Annotated in this window: 22 protein-coding genes; 8 read left to right on the top strand and 14 right to left on the bottom strand. The window is 39.3% G+C overall.

The features are described 5' to 3' along the window. Positions 1-28 precede the first annotated feature (28 nt). Entirely contained in the window at positions 29-1,117 is a 1,089-nt protein-coding gene (gene serC, locus LC090_RS18340; protein ID WP_226659464.1) for a 3-phosphoserine/phosphohydroxythreonine transaminase, read from the top strand. Between the two features lie 129 nt (positions 1,118-1,246). Further along, positions 1,247-1,765 carry a tryptophan transporter gene (locus tag LC090_RS18335; RefSeq protein ID WP_160921421.1) on the top strand — a complete coding sequence of 173 codons (519 nt, stop codon included), beginning with the start codon at positions 1,247-1,249 and terminating at the stop codon, positions 1,763-1,765. Between the two features lie 36 nt (positions 1,766-1,801). Here the strand turns inward: LC090_RS18335 and LC090_RS18330 are convergent, their stop codons facing one another. Both LC090_RS18330 and LC090_RS18325 read right to left on the bottom strand, forming a co-directional pair. Beyond that, complete coding sequence (locus tag LC090_RS18330; protein WP_226659463.1) at positions 1,802-2,200, bottom strand: YkvA family protein; 399 nt, start codon at positions 2,198-2,200, stop codon at positions 1,802-1,804. 123 nt (positions 2,201-2,323) lie between these two features. Continuing rightward, a complete protein-coding gene (locus LC090_RS18325) occupies positions 2,324-2,521 on the bottom strand; it encodes a hypothetical protein (protein WP_160921423.1) in 198 nt (65 codons plus the stop codon). Positions 2,522-2,688: 167 nt separating this feature from the next. Here LC090_RS18325 and LC090_RS18320 point away from each other — a divergent pair, with 167 nt between their 5' ends. After that, positions 2,689-3,057, top strand: a complete 369-nt coding sequence (locus tag LC090_RS18320) for a YtxH domain-containing protein (protein ID WP_226659462.1) — start codon at positions 2,689-2,691, stop codon at positions 3,055-3,057. Positions 3,058-3,128: 71 nt separating this feature from the next. Continuing rightward, positions 3,129-3,701, top strand: a complete 573-nt coding sequence (locus LC090_RS18315) for an HTH-type transcriptional regulator Hpr (protein WP_226659461.1) — start codon at positions 3,129-3,131, stop codon at positions 3,699-3,701. Here the strand turns inward: LC090_RS18315 and LC090_RS18310 are convergent. Next, on the bottom strand, positions 3,698-4,039 hold the full coding sequence (locus LC090_RS18310; protein WP_226659460.1) for a DUF1878 family protein: 342 nt from the start codon (positions 4,037-4,039) through the stop codon (positions 3,698-3,700). The genes LC090_RS18315 and LC090_RS18310 overlap by 4 nt on opposite strands. A 237-nt stretch (positions 4,040-4,276) precedes the next feature. Between LC090_RS18310 and LC090_RS18305 the strand changes: the two genes are divergently transcribed. After that, entirely contained in the window at positions 4,277-4,822 is a 546-nt protein-coding gene (locus LC090_RS18305; protein ID WP_226659459.1) for a DUF3267 domain-containing protein, read from the top strand. 140 nt (positions 4,823-4,962) lie between these two features. Here the strand turns inward: LC090_RS18305 and LC090_RS18300 are convergent, their stop codons facing one another. Then, entirely contained in the window at positions 4,963-5,559 is a 597-nt protein-coding gene (locus LC090_RS18300; protein WP_226659458.1) for a YpmS family protein, read from the bottom strand. 117 nt (positions 5,560-5,676) lie between these two features. Between LC090_RS18300 and LC090_RS18295 the strand changes: the two genes are divergently transcribed. Beyond that, positions 5,677-5,865, top strand: a complete 189-nt coding sequence (locus LC090_RS18295) for a hypothetical protein (protein ID WP_211201486.1) — start codon at positions 5,677-5,679, stop codon at positions 5,863-5,865. A gap of 256 nt (positions 5,866-6,121) precedes the next feature. After that, a complete protein-coding gene (locus tag LC090_RS18290; protein ID WP_226659457.1) occupies positions 6,122-7,033 on the top strand; it encodes a peptidylprolyl isomerase in 912 nt (303 codons plus the stop codon). 46 nt (positions 7,034-7,079) lie between these two features. Here LC090_RS18290 and LC090_RS18285 read toward each other — a convergent pair whose 3' ends face one another. From LC090_RS18285 to LC090_RS18245, 9 genes are all read right to left on the bottom strand, one after another. Beyond that, positions 7,080-7,355: a sporulation YhaL family protein gene (locus LC090_RS18285; protein ID WP_305077028.1), complete on the bottom strand. Its 276-nt coding sequence runs from the start codon at positions 7,353-7,355 to the stop codon at positions 7,080-7,082. 79 nt (positions 7,356-7,434) lie between these two features. Continuing rightward, complete coding sequence (locus LC090_RS18280; RefSeq protein WP_226659456.1) at positions 7,435-8,709, bottom strand: MDR family MFS transporter; 1,275 nt, start codon at positions 8,707-8,709, stop codon at positions 7,435-7,437. Positions 8,710-8,785: 76 nt separating this feature from the next. Next, positions 8,786-9,757 (bottom strand): 3'-5' exoribonuclease YhaM, encoded by a 972-nt coding sequence (yhaM, locus tag LC090_RS18275; protein ID WP_226659455.1) that lies wholly within the window; start codon positions 9,755-9,757, stop codon positions 8,786-8,788. Between the two features lie 48 nt (positions 9,758-9,805). Continuing rightward, positions 9,806-11,176 carry a sensor histidine kinase gene (locus tag LC090_RS18270; RefSeq protein ID WP_226659454.1) on the bottom strand — a complete coding sequence of 457 codons (1,371 nt, stop codon included), beginning with the start codon at positions 11,174-11,176 and terminating at the stop codon, positions 9,806-9,808. Next, on the bottom strand, positions 11,173-11,838 hold the full coding sequence (locus LC090_RS18265) for a response regulator transcription factor (protein ID WP_226659453.1): 666 nt from the start codon (positions 11,836-11,838) through the stop codon (positions 11,173-11,175). The genes LC090_RS18270 and LC090_RS18265 overlap by 4 nt, the downstream gene beginning before the upstream one ends. A gap of 4 nt (positions 11,839-11,842) precedes the next feature. Beyond that, entirely contained in the window at positions 11,843-14,629 is a 2,787-nt protein-coding gene (locus LC090_RS18260; protein ID WP_226659452.1) for an AAA family ATPase, read from the bottom strand. Further along, a complete protein-coding gene (locus LC090_RS18255; protein ID WP_226659451.1) occupies positions 14,629-15,870 on the bottom strand; it encodes a metallophosphoesterase family protein in 1,242 nt (413 codons plus the stop codon). The genes LC090_RS18260 and LC090_RS18255 overlap by 1 nt, the downstream gene beginning before the upstream one ends. A gap of 190 nt (positions 15,871-16,060) precedes the next feature. Further along, complete coding sequence (locus LC090_RS18250) at positions 16,061-17,314, bottom strand: ABC transporter permease (protein ID WP_226659450.1); 1,254 nt, start codon at positions 17,312-17,314, stop codon at positions 16,061-16,063. Next, positions 17,307-18,203: an ABC transporter ATP-binding protein gene (locus tag LC090_RS18245; RefSeq protein WP_226659449.1), complete on the bottom strand. Its 897-nt coding sequence runs from the start codon at positions 18,201-18,203 to the stop codon at positions 17,307-17,309. Before LC090_RS18245 ends, LC090_RS18250 begins: the two co-directional genes overlap by 8 nt. A gap of 138 nt (positions 18,204-18,341) precedes the next feature. Here LC090_RS18245 and LC090_RS18240 point away from each other — a divergent pair, with 138 nt between their 5' ends. Next, positions 18,342-18,527, top strand: coding sequence for a YhzD family protein (locus LC090_RS18240; protein ID WP_224598668.1), 186 nt, complete (start codon positions 18,342-18,344; stop codon positions 18,525-18,527). Positions 18,528-18,596: 69 nt separating this feature from the next. On the opposite strand, the gene LC090_RS18235 is transcribed toward LC090_RS18240, so the two are convergent. Next, positions 18,597-20,078 (bottom strand): aldehyde dehydrogenase family protein, encoded by a 1,482-nt coding sequence (locus LC090_RS18235; RefSeq protein ID WP_226659448.1) that lies wholly within the window; start codon positions 20,076-20,078, stop codon positions 18,597-18,599. Positions 20,079-20,095: the final 17 nt, after the last annotated feature.

The following is a 20,095-nucleotide window of genomic DNA, read 5'->3' as shown; positions in this document are numbered from 1 at the left end:
CATTACATTACTAAAGGAGTGTCTATTCGTGGAGCGTCGTTATAATTTTAATGCTGGTCCCTCTGCATTACCGCAAGATGTGCTTAGCCATGCCCAATCAGAGCTTCTTAATTATCAGCAGCAGGGCATGTCGATTATGGAGTTTAGTCATCGAAGCAAAGAGTATCAGAAGATTCATGATGGAGCCAATGAACTTCTAAGAGAACTGCTTCAGATTCCAGATGATTATGAAGTTCTGTTTCTACAAGGTGGCGCTAGCCTACAATTTTCAATGATTCCTATGAATTTTCTTCATGAAGGCCACCAGGGGAACTATTTGCTCACGGGAAGCTGGTCTCAAAAGGCCTTAACAGAAGCCCAAAAAATCGGAGATACGTATATTGGTGGCAGCAGTAAAGAGGCTGATTTCAAACGTATACCTGATTTAAATGCGCTAAAATATGGTAAAAAAGATGCCTATGTCCACCTGACTTCAAATAATACGATCCACGGTACGCAGTGGAAGAGCTTCCCTCAGCGTAAAGCGTCTACTTTTATTGCAGATATGTCGAGTGATATCTTGAGTCGTTCTCTTCCGATTGACCAATTCGGACTTATTTACGCTGGTGCCCAGAAAAATCTTGGACCAGCTGGCGTTACGGTTGTCATTTTAAAAAAAGATCTACTGAGTGAAATTCCAAATAACCTCCCAACCATGTTAGATTATCGTACTCATGTTGATAAAAAATCTCTTTATAACACTCCTCCATCTTTCGCTATCTACATGCTATCTCTCGTCTTAGAATGGACGAAGAACAATGGTGGTTTAAAAGAAATAGAGAAAATGAACGCAGAGAAAACAAAATTACTTTACGCCACCATTGATAGTAGTAAAGGATTTTATAGTGGAACAGCCGAGGCAGAAAGTCGTTCCTCTATGAATGTAACCTTTACTCTTCCTAGTAAAGAGCTTGAAGAACTGTTTCTTAAAGAAGCGGAAGAAGAAGGTTTTGTAGGTCTGAAGGGCCATCGTTCTGTTGGTGGATGTCGAGCATCCATTTATAATGCCGTTCCGCTGGACTCTGTACGCGCTCTAAGTGATTTCATGCATACGTTCCATCACAAACACAATATTTAACACTTTTCAATAGGACCTTCGTTTGTTATGATATACAAAATTAGTTCTTTCGCAGCAGGCATATAGCGCACTGATGGAGAGAACACCATCGAAAGATGGAGAATGAGATGAGAAGAGGAGAGATTTTTTATGAAAACGAAAAACTTAGTACTAATGGCTTTACTGCTTGGTATTGGAACAATTCTTCACGCCATTATTCCTGGTTTAATTTCAGGAATGAAAAACGATATGCTTCTAACGATGATGTTTCTAGGAATCTTACTATTCCCCGAGCGTAAAAGTGTTCTTGTACTTGGTCTTGCAACCGGCGTTATTTCTGCTGCTACGACAACATTTCCTGGTGGACAGCTTGCAAACATGATTGATAAGCCCGTAACAGCATTTGCTTTCTTCGGTCTTTATCTACTTGTTCAACGCTTTGGCCAGTCGCTAATTACTGTTGGGATCCTAACAGCGATCGGAACAATGATTAGCGGTGCTATTTTCCTTGGAGCCGCTCTTGTTTTCACAGGACTTCCTGGTGGCGCTGCATTTACAGGATTGTTTTTAACTGTCGTTCTACCAACTGCTGCAGTAAACACCATCGCAATGGTACTAATCTTTCCAGTTGTTCAATCGATTCTTAAACGCACTAGTTTTGCTTTTTAAATGCAACAAAAACCCGGCCAAATTGGCCGGGTTTTTTTATATTCTGACCCCAGTTTCCCACTCACGAAACTTTTCTAATTCATTCCTTAATTGTCCTGCTACAAATCCGATCACAGCAACATCGTCTAGTAAGCCGATACCAGCTAGTAAATCTGGCACCGCATCAATTGGGCTTACGAAATAAAGAAGCGCTCCTACAACCATAACAACAGATTTTTTTGAGATATCCCGATAACGACCTTTTCGAAATTCCTGAACGAGTCGCGAGAATGTTTTCACATCAACCCACATATCATCCATTCCTTTACGACCTTTATAAAGAGCTCCCTTTTTTAAAGATTCAACTGAAATCTCCTGCATTTGATCTTTATCTTTCATTACGGATACTGCTTTCTTAGTCATTCGTTTAAAAACACTTTTTACCATTCGATTCATATTGTCACGCTCCTTTGTTACCCTTCTCTCTATAAGATACCTCAAATGAGCGTGTTTCTAACCACTTAAGTGAATTTTTTATGTTTGCGACTTGAAACGGCTGGGGAAAATAAGAAAGCGTCACTAGAAAACAAGCATAGCCATTGAAATACCAAGCACTAGAAAAACAAGGGCGCAAGTTCCAAACAAGTAAGCACTTTTTTGTTTTCGAATCATTTGTTCATTATGAAAAGAATATTTTCGAATAAGTAACAATCGGCTAACCATAGCAGTCAATAACAAACTACCAGCTGCTATGAGAAAAAAAATAAATCCAGCCATACCTGTCCCCTCCATTACCTTAGCGTATAGTTAAAGGTATATGTACAAAAAACTGTTTTCATAACCTGATAGAATAATGAACAAATGAAGCAGGAATTTTCATGGGGACGGCGAACTTATGTGTTTAAGTGCCCATATAAGGATTAGGATAGGAAAGGATGAGCATCATGGGGAAAACGAAAACGTTACTAACAGGATTCATTTTTGGGGGAGTGGTTTCAGCCGCTTCTGTCCTATTAACAACACCGAAATCAGGAAAAGAACTAATCGCTGAAACGAAGGTTAAAGGCGATGACATAAAGGAAGGGTTCGCAAAGTTAAAAAGCGATCTGAACGAACTTACTGCTCAAGTGAAGCAACTGTCTTCTGAAGGCAAAGAAGTGATTCAAGAAGTAGCTGCAGATTTGAAGCGTTCGATTACTTCATATCAAGAAGATATTCAACCTAATCTAACTCGGTTAAAAGAAGATGTAGAAGAAATGCAAAAGACGATTGAAACAGTTAAAGATGAAGTAAACAGCCCGGCTTCGAAATAGCCGGTTTTTTTACAGACGATCAACAATATTCTAATATAGCTTGAACAATCGAGATGAAAAGGAGGGCCTTTATGAAGGAAGAACAGGAAATATCGATTCAAGAAGCGATGATTTTCAGTCATCGTATTGGCCAATTGAGTAAAGCACTCTGGAAATCCGTTGAACGTGACTGGCAAGAATGGTTAAAGCCCTTTGACCTTAACATTAATGAGCATCATATCCTTTCCATTGCCTATCATCTTGATGGATCTTCTATCTCTGATATTGCCAAATTTGGTGTGATGCACGTTTCCACTGCTTTTAATTTCTCCAAAAAGCTTGAATCAAGAGCACTTCTCACATTTTCAAAAAAAGAGAATGATAAACGCAATACATATGTACAGCTTACTGAAAAAGGTGAGAAGTTGTTGCAGGAAACGTGGAAACATTATTCACCTAATCGTGATAGTGTCTTAAAAGCTTCCATGCCAATTCGAGACCTTTATGGAAAATTCCCAGAGTTCACAGAAATGATGTGTGTAATCAAAGGACTATATGGGGAAGATTTTATGGAAATCTTCCAAAAATCCTTTACCAAGCTTGAGAGTGAATTCTCAAGAGAATTCACTGCCCAGGGTGACGAAGAACAGTTAAATTCGTATTAACGGTAGGGTGAAACTTTTAGAAGCGTCTCCATAAGTTCTCTGTACGTCTCTTCCTGAGCAAGCAGGGCTTTAATTGTTGTTAATGGATCTAATTTAATCGTTAACATTCCTACGAAATGCGTGAGCAGCGTGGAACGGTTTAAGAGACCTTCCTCGATTTGTTCATGCATTTTTTGGTTTACTTCTACACATAATTGAAACACTTCTGTTACCTCAGCCTCGGTTAACCCTCTGTCAATCACAAGGCGATAAAATGGGGAATCTCCTTCCTCTTCCATTTTAGCAAGTAAGCGCATATGAAACTCAATTCGATCTAATCTTTTGTGGATAGCTTCCATGTTAACTTAACTCCTTACGTTGCGATCAATTGTACTTATAGTTTACCGGAACCGGATATAAATTGAAATGTATTTTCCAGACTAATCCAGCGCGAAAAAGCGCTGATTTTGTCTAAAAGATTTCGACTTATTTCTTTACAAAAAAACGTGTTGATTTCTTTGGAAAATCGCTGTACAGTATACGAGTATTCACTATAACATGAACCCACATGAAAGTTACGGAAGCAGGTGATTCTTATGAATTGTTGGAAATCGATTTACCTAAATCGTGAATTCGGAACACATCGATTAACTATTTTCTCGATGCTGTTAACACTACTCTACTTTATTGCATTTTATCTCGTCTTCAGTATGTTATACCCGACAACAAAACATGCGATTGTACCGATACTACCGTTTCTCGGTTCTCTGGCTGTCCTTTTTCCTATTCATAAGCTCATTCACTGGCTTCCTTTAACACTAGCCGGATTAAAAGCAACAATGAAATTAGAAAAAGGATTTGTCCTAGTACCGATGATGCGCTGTGAAACGTGCAGTCCGATCTCGCGAAATCTTTTTTTAATTGCAGCTCTTGCGCCAGCCGTTACGATTACAACTGCCGCCATTGTTGCATCAGTTTACATGCCAGCTTATGTTTCGTTTTTCTCTATTCTTGCTGCCATTAATCTTGGTTTTAGCTTTAGCGACTTTCTCTACGCCTCTCAAGTGCTTCGCGCACCAAAGAATGCCTATGTAGAAGATCGCAGTGAAGGTTTTCACATCCTAATTAAACGAGCATCTTAAGCTACTTCGAATAAAATTATGAAGAAATACTAAAAGAACAGAGCGCTAAAACTCAGCGCTCTGTTCTTTTACTTTTGCCTGGCAGTCAGCAGTATTGAATTCTCATTAGACTTCCTTCATAATAATGTTAGGACAACATGCTAATTAATAGGATAGTAGGCATCGAAAATAATTTCATCATTAGGAAGATCGAATGATTTGGCTTTAAGCTTCATATCATTTTTTAATTCTAGATCGCTTACAGCCATATAAATTGTCCCTTCATCTGAATCAATTGTTATTTCAGGCGGCAACGATGCCTGCTTTTTTATAAAGGAAAGAACTTTATCACTTGGAAGTTCAAGCAAACCAATCTGAAAAGATTTTTCTTTTAATAAAAGATCACCGTTTGGCTGTACCTGAGGTTCGAATTTAAGAAAAAAGTCAACTTTTCGATCAAAAATCGTTACGTACCCTTGAAAAGTTGCAAGCTCATCAAGATTAACACTATATCCGATGTTCTTTTGTTTCTCACTATACTTTTCAAGTTCTTGATTAATGATCTCATTCAATTCATCTTTCTTCATCTGAATCGAAAATGTCGTTTCAAAAGGTTCTTTTGTATTTTTATCATTTGAGAGTTTGGCAATCTCACTTTCAGGAAAATAGTATTGATAGAATCCTACTACTCCTGCAAAAATGAGGATGACAGCAGCTAAGAGAATGAGAAAGGCCGCCTTCCATCGGTTTTTAAACATTGTAACAGCTCCTTATGGGACGAATATTTTCCATGATACTACGGATTGAAAGATAAGTTAAAGAAAATCGTTATATATTTCTTCGAATTAACGAAATGGACTCTGGGAGGTTCTTACATGACCATTATTGGAATATTCTTCATCTTATTTGCGACTTTTATTCTAGTAACGTTTAACTCTATGACAAATGCTCTATGCTTGAAGAAAAACATTCCTGAAGAAAAACAGCCAAACGTCTTTAGAACAATTAACGTTCTAATCACCATCCTGCTTATTTCTTCTTATGTAGAAGTTTTATTCACGTAGTCCAGCGAAAGCGCACATGCATGCTCGAAAAAGATGAGGCAATCAGCCTCATCTTTTTTGTTTCATCTACTATTACCATTAAAAAAGAAAAGGTGACCCTAATAGAATTATATCAACTTCACACAAAACCTGTCTGTTTTGTGTAATTTTTCTCATATTTCCAATTCAATTTAACTTCATATATCTTTCTATGCTATAGTATTAACTGTATCACAATATTGTTAAATTTAACTAACCCTTTAGGAGTGTATACTTGATGAAAAAAATGTTCATTATGCTTTCTGCTTTAATCGCTTTACTTGCGATCTCTGCTTGTAGCAACGATTCAGGAGATAATTCGGAAGCAGTTGTTGAAACAAGTGCTGGAAATGTAACACAGGAAGAATTTTATCAAGCACTAAAAGATCAAGCAGGTGAATCCGTACTAAGCGATCTTGTCCAAACGAAAATTCTTGAAGATAAATATGATGTTTCTGATAAAGAAGTTGAGAAAGAACTCGATAAGATCAAAGAAAATTTTGAAACAGATGAACAACTTGAACAAGCCCTTCAATCGAACGGTTACAAAGACATTGAACAGTTTAAAGTTGATGTTAGAAAGCAGCTACTTGCTCAAAAAGCAGCTACGGATGGTGTAGAAGTAACAGATGAAAAGCTTAAGAAGTTCTATGAAGATAACAAGGATCTTTTCACAGAACTTGAAGCAAGTCACATTCTAGTTGACGATGAAGAAACAGCAAAAGAAGTTCAAAAGAAATTAGAAGACGGCGGCGATTTTGCTGAACTTGCAAAAGAGTATTCAAAAGATGGATCAGCTGAAAATGGTGGCGATTTAGGTGTATTCAAAAAAGGTGACATGGTTGCCGAATTTGAAGAAGCTGCCTTTGCTTTGAAAGAAGGCGAAGTAAGTGATATCGTTCAATCACAATTTGGCTATCACATTATTAAGCTTAAGAAGAAAACGGTTATGTCCTTTGAAGATGCAAAAGATCAAGTAGAAGAACAGTACATGCTACAAAATGCAAAAGATGTTCCTACCGTCATTGATGAACTGATTAAAGAGTCTGATATTAAAGTGAAAGACGATCAGTTTGAAGACCTCTTCAAAAAAGAAGAGTCAAAAGATAGCGAAACAGAAAAATCTGATAAGTCAAAATCAGAAGAATAACAATAAAAAGACGAGAGGGCTTAGCCTTCTCGTCTTTTTATTGTTTCTATTCTGGTATTCGTTGTTTTCTTCGCTCACGCTCTTCTTCCATTCTCTCGACATAAACCCTACCTTCTTCTTCAATATGAATCTGATCAATCTTTCTCTCTTCAGCTGTTAGTTGCATTGTCTTATAACCACTGTAGACAATACCTGCTAGTACAAAATAGATCCACCAGGGAAATTGAGAGAATAAGCCTGATAACGTGGCAGATACTTCTGTAAGCTGAAACAAACTAAGAACGAATAGAAAACCAAGAAGAATAAGTACACCTTTCCTCATCCAAAACACTTCCTTTCTATCGTACAAGCTCATTCAATTACTACACTTTATGTGAGAAAGAAATGAATTATGCCAACCGTTAGGAACGATTGACTGCCAGTTTCTCATTCATATTAAACATCACATAATAGAGAATACCTGCACTAACGGCAAGAAAACTAATCATATAAAACGTCCACTGAAATCCTAGTATAGCTGTAAGCGGGATTGCGGCTGGGGCAAGCGTTCTACCAATTGTAAAGCGCAGACTTGCCGCTGCAAAATACTGTCCACGCATATGCTCTGGTGCCAGACGTGATACAAACCCCTCTTGAATTCCTACGACCATTAGCTCTCCCATGGTAAAAACAAACATAGCGATGACAAGGAGCCATACAGACGTAACATTTCCAAATAAGATCATGCTTAACGCATAGATCAGGCAAGAGATGATAAATACATTTCGTTCTTTAAACTGATTCATCTTACTCGTCATATAAACCGTAAGTAGCGCTACCAATAAACCATTCTCTGATATGAGCCAACTGAAGATCCGATTGCCATCTGCTATGATGGAAGTGCCTAGAAAATGAAACACAGCTTGCTCTGGCACTTTTTCACTTAAATAAACAGCGATTAATAAATCTAGTTGCATAAATGTTTGAGCTACAAGGACTCCAGCTAAAATAAACAAAAGAAATATTTTGTCTTTTGCAATCACACGATAGTCTTGAAGCTGTGTCCAAATAAACTTTGTCCACTTAGTAGAAGAATCTGTAACGAGACTATTTTGTCTCTTCTCAGGAGCAGTCTCACGAATAAAGATGGCAATTAACACTGCCAGGGAGAAGCTGACGAGAGCAGCAATTAACAGTAAGCTAAACCGATGCTGAAAGAAGAAAAGGCCACCTAAAATGGGGCCGACAACAACTGAAATATTGAGGGCCGTATAAAAAACAGCAAACACGGTATTTCGATCCTTTTCTTCCACGACATCTGCGACCATCGCATGACTCGCCGGCCAGTACAAGGACCCGAATATGCCAAGAATTGAAAAACTTATAAACGTTAACATCGGTGAGTCGAACCAGGGGGAATTTGCCAATGCGAACACAATAAACGTTAGTCCCTGCCCGATAGCGGAAAGAAACATCATTTGTTTTCTTCCATATTGATCGGCACAATACCCACCAACTAAATTAGCAATAACTGCCACAACTTGAGATAATACAAGTAACAGACCTGCCATTCCCTTTCCGAAAGAATCGGAAAAATAAATCGCCATGAAGGGGAAAAACATCCAGAATAGAATATTCATCATGCCTTCCCCAAATAGCCTAATTTTTAAATTTCGATCCCAATCTCTTATTCTCATATCCATCCTCCGGAGTTTCTTTCATCCAAAAAAGAGAAACCGCTCAAAGAACGATTCCCCATTCTATCCTCTTGCTTTAATTTTTTGCGTTTTCGCTTAAAGAAGTCATCTTAGGTTTATAAAAGGAACGATTATCAAGCGCAAAGACACGATCTGTAAATTCACCTGGCTCCACTTTGTCAAGTGCTCGATCAAGCATATTCATTTTCGCATCAATGTTATCAATCATATGCAAAATCTCCGCTTCTCGAATCATAGGAGGCTTTGGACTTCCCCATTCTGCTTTGCCATGATGACTCAAAATGAGGTGTTGAAGAAGCATGACTTCTTCCCCTTCAATTTCTAATTCTTTTGCAGCCTGGCCGATTTCATTTACCATGATAGAGATATGGCCCAGGAGTTTCCCTTCATTCGTATAGCTTGCTGCAATCGATCCTGATAGCTCTACGACTTTTCCTAAATCATGTAGGATTATCCCCCCATAAAGCAAGTCCGTATCAAGTGATGGATACAACTGAGTTAGCGACTTTGCGATATCAAGCATCGAAACAACATGATAAGATAATCCGGATACAAATTCATGATGGTTTTTTGTTGCTGCAGGGAATGTAAGAAAGTCATTTTGATGTTTTTTCACAAGATGACGGGTAATCCGTTGAATATTTGGATTCCGCATTTCAAACACATATTGCGTGATTTTCTCCATGATTTCATTTACTTCAAGTGGTGCAGATTCTACGAAATCACTTACTTTCACCTGATCCATATCTGTTGCAAGGCGAATGGCTTTAATTCTTAGTTGATTACGTCCACGATAGCTTGTTACATCACCTTTCACCTTAATAATTTGCTGAGCATCAAAACTCTCTTCATCGTCAGGAGAAGCATCCCAGAGTTTGGCTTCAATATCCCCTGACTTATCCTGCAGGATTAACGTAAGGAATGGCTTTCCATTACTAGCCACGCCTTTCACTGATGATTTAATTAAAAGATAATGATCAACTTGATCACCTACTCGGTAATGTCCAATTCCCTTGAATTCCTTCATCTTTCCACCTCCGGGTCAACATGTATTTATCTAGTATAGCATAGCGACTTATGCAGATGGTTCGCTACGATTCTTAGGCATAGTGATTGAAAAAACAACTCCTTGCTCCAAGTTCGTTACTTCTGCTATTCCTTTATGACGCTCTGCAATTTTCTTAACAATTGCAAGTCCGATGCCAAATTGGCCTTTATCCCCTTTTTGAAAAGGTTCAAACAGCCTTTCCTTTTCTACTTTCTGAAACGATATTTGTTCACCATCATTAAAGACTTCTAATGTAATCTCCCCTTTGGCCTCGCGAGCCTTCAAGTGAATTTCACTTTTCGCATACCGTAATGCATTCTGAACTAGATTGTCCATCGCTGTTAACATTTGTTCATGGATCGCTGTCAGTTCAATCTGTTCACCAGAGATCGAGAACGTTACATCTTCTCTCTGATACATAAACCGTTCACGAAGCTCTTCTGCAAGAACCCCAAATCGAAATGTTTCCCAGTTTCCTTCAGGCTCATCGATTGAGTCGAGCTTAATATACGTTAGCATCCCTTTTACACGCTGTTCCATTCGATCAGACTCATTTAATATGATGGTCATCGTATTATCAAGTGAATCAGGCATCACACCATCTTTTATGGATTGCGCATAACTTTTAATGATCATAATTGGTGTTTTCAACTCGTGAGAAGCATGTTGAATAAAGGTTTTTTGAGCCTTGTCATATCTCATTAGGTTTTGTCTCATCGACTCAAATTGATTGGAAAGCTTCTGAAACTCCTCATCCCCTTCCCACTTGAAAGGTTCTTTCCAATTACGGTTAGCAATTTGCTCAAAGCGCTCTCCAAGCACGGTTAACGGTCTTCGCAAATACTGTGCGATCCACGCGGCAGGAAAAAGGCTAAGAAACAATGCAAAAAGTAAGATGATGATGAGTCTCCACCAGAGACGGTCGATCATTTGATTACGATACGTATCCCACATATAGGAGATAAAGTACGCTTCTTGCCCATTAACATCGACTTTAGAAATAACATAAAACAATGAGGCCTGATTATTATAAGTGAGTTCATATCGGCCTTTATCTTTTTTCTGATCTAGCGCATTTTTCCTCATTTCAATAATCACTTCATCAGGAATGGGATCACCTTGTAACGGTCCACTATAGAGCCTTGTAATCAAGGTATGGCCGACAGATCGTTCCGCGTCCCTTCGTTCAATAAAATCTTGATCCGTTTGAGGTGGGAGTGGACCATCTTGATCAGGAAACGTGTATCGCTGCTGTTCGCTCTCAATAATCTGATACGTTTCTTCGGTTAATGTCCCTTTGATGGAAAGAGGATAGATCACCGCAATAACGACACCTACGAGCAAGACAAGGATCATAAATGATAGCCAAATTCGCTTCGTTAAGTTCAAGCGGATCATGTGATTAACCGGTAACCAAGTCCGTATGACGTCTCCAGGTTCATGCGAGGCATTTTCTTACGTACGCGTCTAATCACATCATCAACAGCTCGATCTGAACCAACGTAATCATCGCCCCATACATGGACGAGAATTTGCTCTCTCGACAAAGTTTGATTCACATGATCCGCTAAGTAAAGAATTAAATCCATTTCTTTCGTTGTTAATTCAACCGGTTCCCCTCGATCAAGTACTTTTCTCGCCACAGGGTCGATTTCATACTCTACGATTTCAAATCGCTTTTGGGTTGATTGCTGATACACTCTCTGTAGTAGTTTCTTCGCACGAATGATTAGTTCCCTTGGCATGAATGGTTTCGCAATATAATCATCGCTTCCCAATTCAAGACCAACGATACGATCTAAATCTTCATCTCTAGCAGATATGAAAATAACCGGGACATCATCTTCTGCCTTAATTTTTTTTAACAACTCGTATCCATCAATTCCAGGCAGCATAATATCTAATATCCACAGGTGGCAGCTCTCATGAATGCTTTCAAGGGCTTCTTCACCACTCATAAAGGTCTTAACCTGAAATCCTTCCTTTTCCATATACGTCTTTAAAATTTGCACCAAATTCTCTTCATCTTCAACTAAATGTATTTTATAATTTTCTTCCACAAGATCACCTCATTAAATGGTCTCTTTTATTTGTTATAACGGATGAACGTTCAAGTACATGAACCTTCTCATCTAATCCTATCGTGGTAGCGGTGTGGCATGTTAATAAAATCACTTGATGTTCTTTTGAAAACTTTTTAATAAAGGTTTTCGCAAGATTCGTCCGTTTTTCATCAAAATTCACAAAGATGTCATCAAGAAAAATGGGCAATTCAACTGTTGAAACGGAAGCAAGCGCAAGTCTAATACATAAATATAACTGTTCAGCTGTTCCCCTGCTTAACTCTGACGGCTTAAGCGCTCTTCCACTATGGTGAATTACTCGGAAGGGTTCACCTTCTGAAGGCGGATAAACGGCGACGTAACGGCCATCAGTAATCGTTTGAAAGTATGCTTCTGCTTTCTTCATCACAGCTGGAAGCCGTTCTTCTTGATATCTAGCTTTCGCTTTTGTTAGAAGATCAGCTGCTATTCTCATCACAGACCATCTTCTTGCAAGAGCATTCACTTCATCTTCAGTTTGCTGACGTTGCAAAAGAAGCTCATCATACGTGCCATCTTCAATTAAAAGACGTATTTTTTCTTGTTCACTTGCTACCTGCTTATAAAGCGTTTGTTGATTCTCCATAATCAACGCTTCTTTTTGTTCTACTTGTTGACGTTGATGTTCTAAATCTTCGATCGATGCAAACCTGACAGACGCATCTTCACCAAGCTGTGTAGAAAGAGTAGCTAGCTGTCGATGAAGCTCTTTTGCTTCTTGATTCGCTTTTCCTTTTATTCGAAACGCCTCTTCACTCGCTGTCTCTGCGAACTGCATCAGCGCGTTCATTTCCTCTTTACAGCTCTGTAATTTTGCGTCAACCTCACCGCTCTGCTCTTCAAGAGATTTCAGTCTATTTTTCGCCATTTCAACTTCTTTCAAACTCTCTCTTTGCTCTTCTGCTTTTTGTAGCACAAGTTGGAGCGCCTTTTCAGGGGTTTGATATACTAAATTCACTTTTTCACATAAATGCTTTATCCGTTCTTCGACCACTGTTAAGCTAGCTTCAAGCTCTTCTACTTGCCTCTGCTTTTGATTTCGTTCTGTTTGCAATCTTTTAATAGAAACCACTCGATCAAATGCCTCTAGCAAAGATGAAGGCTGCAAATCGTCTGGAAACCGATGTTGAATACGCCATTCCGCAAGATCTTTATCAAGCTGGTATCTTTCTGCTTCCCAAAGATCCACTTTTTCAGCAGCTTTCAAGTAAGTGCGATTCAGACGATCTACTTGATCTTTTAATTGTTCAGCTTGTCGCGCCCACTCTCTCTCACGGATCAATGTCTCATCGTGAAAACCGTTCTTAGAACCTTTCGTTGTATAAGTCATCAGGAAAGCTCCGCCAATGACAATAGCAGCCACTAAAAAGCCAAGCACCCAATCCTCAACTAAACCGATTACAATCAGAAGAATGATTGCAAGTGCCACCATCTCAAATGGTCGCTTTTTGGTTGAAGAGGGTTCTCTCTCTCCTTTTTCGCGAACCTTTTCAGAAGTCATACGATCTTTTAGGCGTTTATACTCATTTTCCTCTTTCTCAAGCTCCTCTTTAGCAGTAAGAAATCCTTCATTTACATATTGGTATTTCTGATCGGATTGCTGATAGGCTTCGTTGAGTTGTTTTAAACTTTGACGACCTGAAAAAGGCGTCTGAACAGATTCAACTTTTTCTTCTTTATGACCTAATTCCTGTAGCTCTGTTTCAAGCGTTGTCTCAAGTGAAAAAATTTCTTGCTTTAGCTTTCTGCGTTCTTCTGCTCTTCCTCGATATAGAATCATTTCTTCGTTCAAGTACGAAGCTTCTTGCAGGAATTCTCTCCAATTAGGCAGAAGATTGGCAGGATGGAGTTCTTCTTTTAGCTCCTGCATTCTTTTCTTTAAACTTTCTAGCTCCCCGGATAAAAGAACAGCCTGCTCCTTCCATTTATCCATTCTTACAAGTCCTTCCTCTGGAAAAGGAGAAAAATCAGGCAAGTTGAGTAACTCTTGATGGAGCTGTTGTTTTTCTTTAAGGAGTGGTAGGATTTGTTTCTCATAATCAAGCGTGCGCTGCTCGGATTGAAGTGACTGTAATTTCTCTGCATTTTCTTCTACTTGTGTTTCTAGCTCCTCTACCTTTTGAATCATCTGATTGTAGCTCTCGTTTTTCTTTTCCCAATCGCTTGTCCTTTTCTTTAAAGACTCATAGCTTTCTAGCTTTTCATTCAATGCTGGTTTTCTCCCGCCAGGCTTAAAGATTTCCCCCTGCCACTTATCTAGATTCTTCTCAATTGCTAGTAATGAAGCCCCGCCACTCATACCGGCTTCATATAATATTTGGTTCCAGCTGTCTTCATCATACGTTTGATATTCATTTAATGTTGTTAAATCGCAAAAGAAGATTTGTCTGAAGCTTGTTCGATTCATTCCCTTCAGCAAAGCCTTTAAATCGTCACGATCTCCCAATGCACCATTTGAATAATAGAGCACAACCTGTTCAGAAGTGAGATCTTTCGTTCGTTCAATTCGAAGCGTCTCCCCATCAACGTCAACAGAAAGCACACCTCCAAAGCGCGGAAGGTGATTCATATTATAGTTGTTATCCTGACGTGCTTTAAACCCAAATAACACATATTCAATAAAGGCAATTAGCGTTGATTTTCCTGCTTCGTTTTCACCAAACACCAGCTGCAGTTCATCTGAGATATCTTCTATTTGATCATTTTCGAATTTGCCAAAACCATAGATTTCGACTCCATTAAGCTTCATTACCCGCCGCCCCCTTTTGATTCAATAAGGTAGGTAAGTAGTAACTCTTCTGCTTCTTTGATTAACTGACTTTCATCTTCTACCGGATGAAGTGCCTTTCTCGCTCGCCTGTGTTCATAGAGTGGGGCAAGGGCTTCTTTTAAATTGGTTTGTTCATAGTGATCTGAAGTGAAGAGGATATCTTGTAAAAACCCACTTTGCTGTTTTAAACTCTCACGATTCCATGAAGGCATTGAATGTAAGGATAGTTTGTATGGCCATACGAATCCGTTCTCTTCCAAATCTCGATTTAATTGTAGCGTCTGAAGAAGATCTTCTAATTGATTTCCATACAGCAAATCTGTATGTACTGTACTCCTCCCTACAAATTCGATATTAATTAAATGTCCTCCCGAAGAAAAGCTTTCCTGATTCAAAATCTCTTCACAAGCATTTAATAGATCCTGAATGGATTCACATTTGCCAATATCGACACTCAGTCTATGCCATGTGACATCAGACGTTTGATGAAAAGCTGTTAATGGCCCCGCTTCACTTAACTTAACAAAATAACATCCCTTTTCCCCTCGCTCTTTGGAATGAGCCCCCTGAATGTTCCCAGGATACACAATGGGAGGGTTATCTTGTAATTCTGCCCGTTGATGAATATGCCCAAGCGCCCAATAATCAAAGTTTTTCTCAATTAATTCACTTAATGTAAACGGGGCATAAGCAGAATGCTCCGTCTGTCCTTCTAAATTTCCGTGAAGCATTCCGATTTGAAAACTGTTTTCATCCGCCCTCTGATAATCATTTACCCTCTTTTCATTCACATGACGAGTTGGATAACTAAATCCATGAATCCAGGCTAATACTTCACCTTCTCGCTTGTAGGGAATGGCTTCTACCTCTTCTTCAAAAAAGTAACTTGATTCCGGCCATGTTAAGGTAGCCCACTCTCCGTCAAGTGCATCGTGATTACCATGGGAGAGATAGCTATGAATGCCTGCCTCATCTAACCTCTTTAATTCTTGTAACAGAACCATTTGGGTCTTTATACTTCGATAACTACTATCAAACAAATCTCCGGCAAATAAGACAAAATCGACTCGTTGCTGAATGGCGAGTTCAACGATCGCATGTAATGAGCGATAGGCGCTTTCTCGAACAAACTCAAGAATTGAAGTTGGTAACTGATTAGCACCTGTGAATGGTCGATCTAAATGTAAATCCGCACAGTGTAGAAAGGTTACTTCTTTCATCACTCATCTCCCTTTCGAATGCTCTCTATCATTCATTTTACCATATTCAATCGAGCGCACGTTCGTACGTCTACACATTTTCTACTGCGATCACCAATGGGGCTAACCGCATCAACACAATAAAGGAAAGAAAGATAAACGACCCGGGGTAACCATATCCCCGGGTCGATTAGCTTCTTTTCTTTTTTAGCTATTGTTCACGTTTCGACAATTTCAATGCTTTTCCAATATCCTTTAATGAAGATGATTTCCCATACATGAGAACACCGCCTCGATAAACTTTCGCACCCATGATGCCAAATAAGACAATTGCTCCAACAAGTAGCGCAAGACTAATGGCTACTTCCCAGAATGGAATCGAGAGCATTCCCACGCGTAAAAACATGACAACCGGTGAGAAAAAAGGGATATAGGATGAAATCGTGACGAATGTAGCTGATGGTGTACTTAGGCCAAACATCGCGATAAAGAAAGCCACAATGATTAAAAGCTGCACTGGCATGATCATCTGCTGCACTTCTTCAGCTCTGCTGACAAGTGATCCAACCATGGCGAGAATTGTTGCGTACAGCAAATACCCAAGCATAAAGAAAACAACTGCATAAACGATGAGCGAAGCTGAAATGTTACTAAAATCAAGAAACGACAGGAAGCCTGTTTCGGTGATACTTTCCTCCTGCATCTCCATAAACAGATAACCACTCGCAATAATAATCGCGTATTGGGTTAAACCAAGCAAAGCAATTCCAAGAATTTTACCAAACATTTGCTTAACAGGAGAAACACTAGAAATTAATATTTCCATTACTCGTGATGATTTTTCTGTCGCAACTTCCACTGCTACCATATTCCCATAAAAAATGACCGAAAAATAAATCACGAATAAGAGGACATACACAAACACACGGGCTTGATTTAATTCGTCTTCTGTCTTTGCTCCTTTTTCTAAAGCCACTTTTTCAAATTGTACAGGCTGATCAATTTGGTTAAGCTGCTCCTGTGTCACCCCAGCTTTTTCAGCTGCAAAGGTACTCTTCATTTGCTGAAGAGCGGTTTCAAGTACTTGAGGGGTGACTTGCTCTGCCACCGTCTTAGCTTTATAAACTCCTGACGGCTCCTGCGCTTCATTTTCTTCAAGAACCAAATAGCTGTCAAGCTCTCCCTGTTCAACCGCTTTTTCCGCTTCCTCTTCCGTTCCATCAAATTTCTCTAAAACAATCTCAGCGTCCATCATGTTGATCTGTTTTTCAAGCGGTGAATAAAACGATCCTGTATCGATTACTCCTACTCGATCAGCCTCACTTGAATCAAACGTATTGATAATGGTTGAGATGTTTGTAATTAAGAAGATCATCAATAGTGTTATAACCGTCGTAATAATAAATGCTTTGGACTTTAATCGATTTAAATAGGTTTGGGAAAGAACAATGAAAAACTTATTCATATGCTGCACCCACTTTTTCAATGAAAATATCATTTAAAGATGGCTCTTCTAATTCAAACTTTCTTACGAACCCTTTGCTTGCTAACTCGTGTAAAATTTTCTGAGAAACTTGTTCATTCTCAATTTGAACGACGCTATGATTCATGCCTTGTTTCAAACGAAGAACGCCCTCAACGTTTTTTAAAAAGGAGAGGTCAAAATCTGCATCAATTCGAATGTTCTTTTTCCCATATGAACGCTTAATTTCTTTCAAATTTCCTGAAACGACTGCTTTTCCTTTATGTAGAATACAGAGATGCTCACAGAGTTCTTCCACATGCTCCATTCGATGACTCGAGAACAAAATCGTTGTTCCAGCTTTTTTCAAATCAAGCACGGCCTCTTTTAGCACTTCAACATTTACCGGATCCAGCCCACTAAATGGCTCATCTAGAATAAGCAACTCTGGTTTATGGATGACGCTCGCAATGAATTGAATTTTTTGCTGATTTCCTTTCGATAATTCTTCTACTTTCTTGTCGAGGTACTCTGGTACTTTAAAACGATCTAGCCAGATTGTGATCTCTTTTTCGACTTCAGATTTCTTCATCCCTCTTAATTTCCCAAGGTAAATTAATTGTTCTTTTACTTTCATCTTTGGATAAAGACCGCGTTCTTCAGGTAAGTACCCAATTAAATGACTAGAATCATAGGAGATTTTTTCTTCCTTCCAGCTAATTGTTCCTTTCGTTTGATCAATCAGTCGTAATAGCATCCGAAATGTAGTCGTTTTACCAGCTCCATTCCCACCGAGCAAACCAAAGATCTCATTTTCTGGAATGGAAAGATTTAGGCCCTCAACTGCCGTAAAGGCACCAAACTGTTTAGAAACATTTTGAAATTCGAGCATAGCTTCCCCCTCTTAACTATTCTTCACCTATAAACGTCACGATAAGTATAACGTTTGATTCTCCTAAAAGATTCGTTTTCTCAGAAAAAAGTGACAACAAATTGTTCAATCGGTAAACTATTAGTAGGAGGGGATAACATGGAAAAATACATTATCACGGCATTCGAAAAAAGCGGCGCTACCGTTCTTGATGAAAGTTTCGATGCACAAGATGACAAAGAAGCCAAAAAAGTAGGCGAGGAACTGTTGAAGCAAAAAGGATTTGAAAATCATACAGCACGCGTCGTCTCATCTGCAGGTAAATTGATCGTCTTAAAAAGATAGCGCTGTCATTCCAGTGGTAAGTAATTTGAAAGAACCGCCCGTCCATAAAGGGACGAGCGGTTCTCTTGGTTATTTTAAGTTAATCCAAACACTCTTTACTTCTGTGTAGTTATTTAGTGCATAAGAGCCCATTTCTCTTCCAATGCCAGATTGCTTATAGCCACCGAAAGGAGAAGCGGCGTCAAACGCATTATAACAGTTTACCCATACAGTACCAGCTTTGATTTTGTTTGCAACATAGTGTGCCGACTTCAGATTCTCTGTCCAGAGTCCAGCTGCAAGACCATAATTCGAATCATTTGCACGCTCGATCACTTCATCCAAATCTTCAAATGGCATTGCAGCAACAACAGGCCCAAAGATTTCCTCTTTTGCAATGGTCATTTTATCATCAACGTCAGAGAAAATAGTTGGCTGGACATAGTACCCTTTGTCGTAAGGTACCTGTCCACCAGTAAGCAATTCTGCCCCTTCATCCTGTCCTTTAGAGATATATTTCATGACTCGCTCATGCTGTTCAGCTGATACAAGCGGGCCCATTTCAGTATCTGGATCCAGTCCAGCTCCCTGCTTAATCTTCTGACTATGACTTACTAAGTCAGCCATGACATTATCGTAAGCTTTCTTTTGGACAAAAAGTCTTGATCCCGCACAGCAAACCTGCCCCTGATTAAACATAATACCGCTTAGTGCACCCGGTATCGCTTTTGTCATATCAGCATCAGGTAAAATAATATTTGGAGACTTTCCTCCAAGTTCAAGCGTAACGCGCTTCAAATCATTTGAAGCCTGATTCATAATATATTTTCCAACTTCAGTCGATCCCGTAAAGGCAATCTTGTCCACGTTCGGATGCTTGACAAGTGCATCTCCTGCCGTTTCCCCGTACCCTGGTACTACGTTGACGACTCCTTCAGGGAAGCCAGCCTCTTCCATTAGCTGCGCTAAATAGAGAGCAGATAACGGAGTTTGCTCAGCAGGCTTGAGTACTACCGTACAGCCAGTCGCAAGAGCAGCACCAAGTTTCCATGCTGCCATAAGTAGAGGGAAATTCCACGGAATGATTTGCCCCACCACACCTAATGCCTCATGACGCGTATAGTTAAAGAATGGGCCATTAACAGGAATGGTTTGTCCCATAATTTTGGTTGACCAACCTGCGTAGTATCTGAAGTGCTCAATCGCAAGCGGTACATCGGCATTCTGCGTTTCACGAATTGGTTTACCATTATCAAGCGTATCAATCATCGCTAGTTCTTCTTTATTTTCTTCCATTAAATCAGCAAGCTTATAAATTAATCGACTTCTAGCAGAGGCAGACATGCGAGACCACGGTCCACTGTCAAAAGCTTTCCGAGCCGCCATCACTGCTTCATCAATATCATCTTTCATTGCTTCACTAACTGTTGCAAGTACTTCACCAGTTGAGGGGTTTAGCGTATCGAAAGTTCTACCTGATACCGAATCCTTCCATTGGCCGTTAATATAAAGTTTTTTTGTTCCTTTCAGAAATTCCGTCACCTTTGGATTCAAGTCGAGTAATTTTTGCATACAATCCCTCCAGAATT

Origin of the sequence: Guptibacillus hwajinpoensis (assembly GCF_020524165.1) — a bacterium.
GTDB classification, from domain to species: Bacteria; Bacillota; Bacilli; order Bacillales; family Guptibacillaceae; genus Guptibacillus; species Guptibacillus hwajinpoensis_D.
Note: the sequence above shows the minus strand (reverse complement) of the source record. Positions and strands in the feature narration are given on the sequence as shown.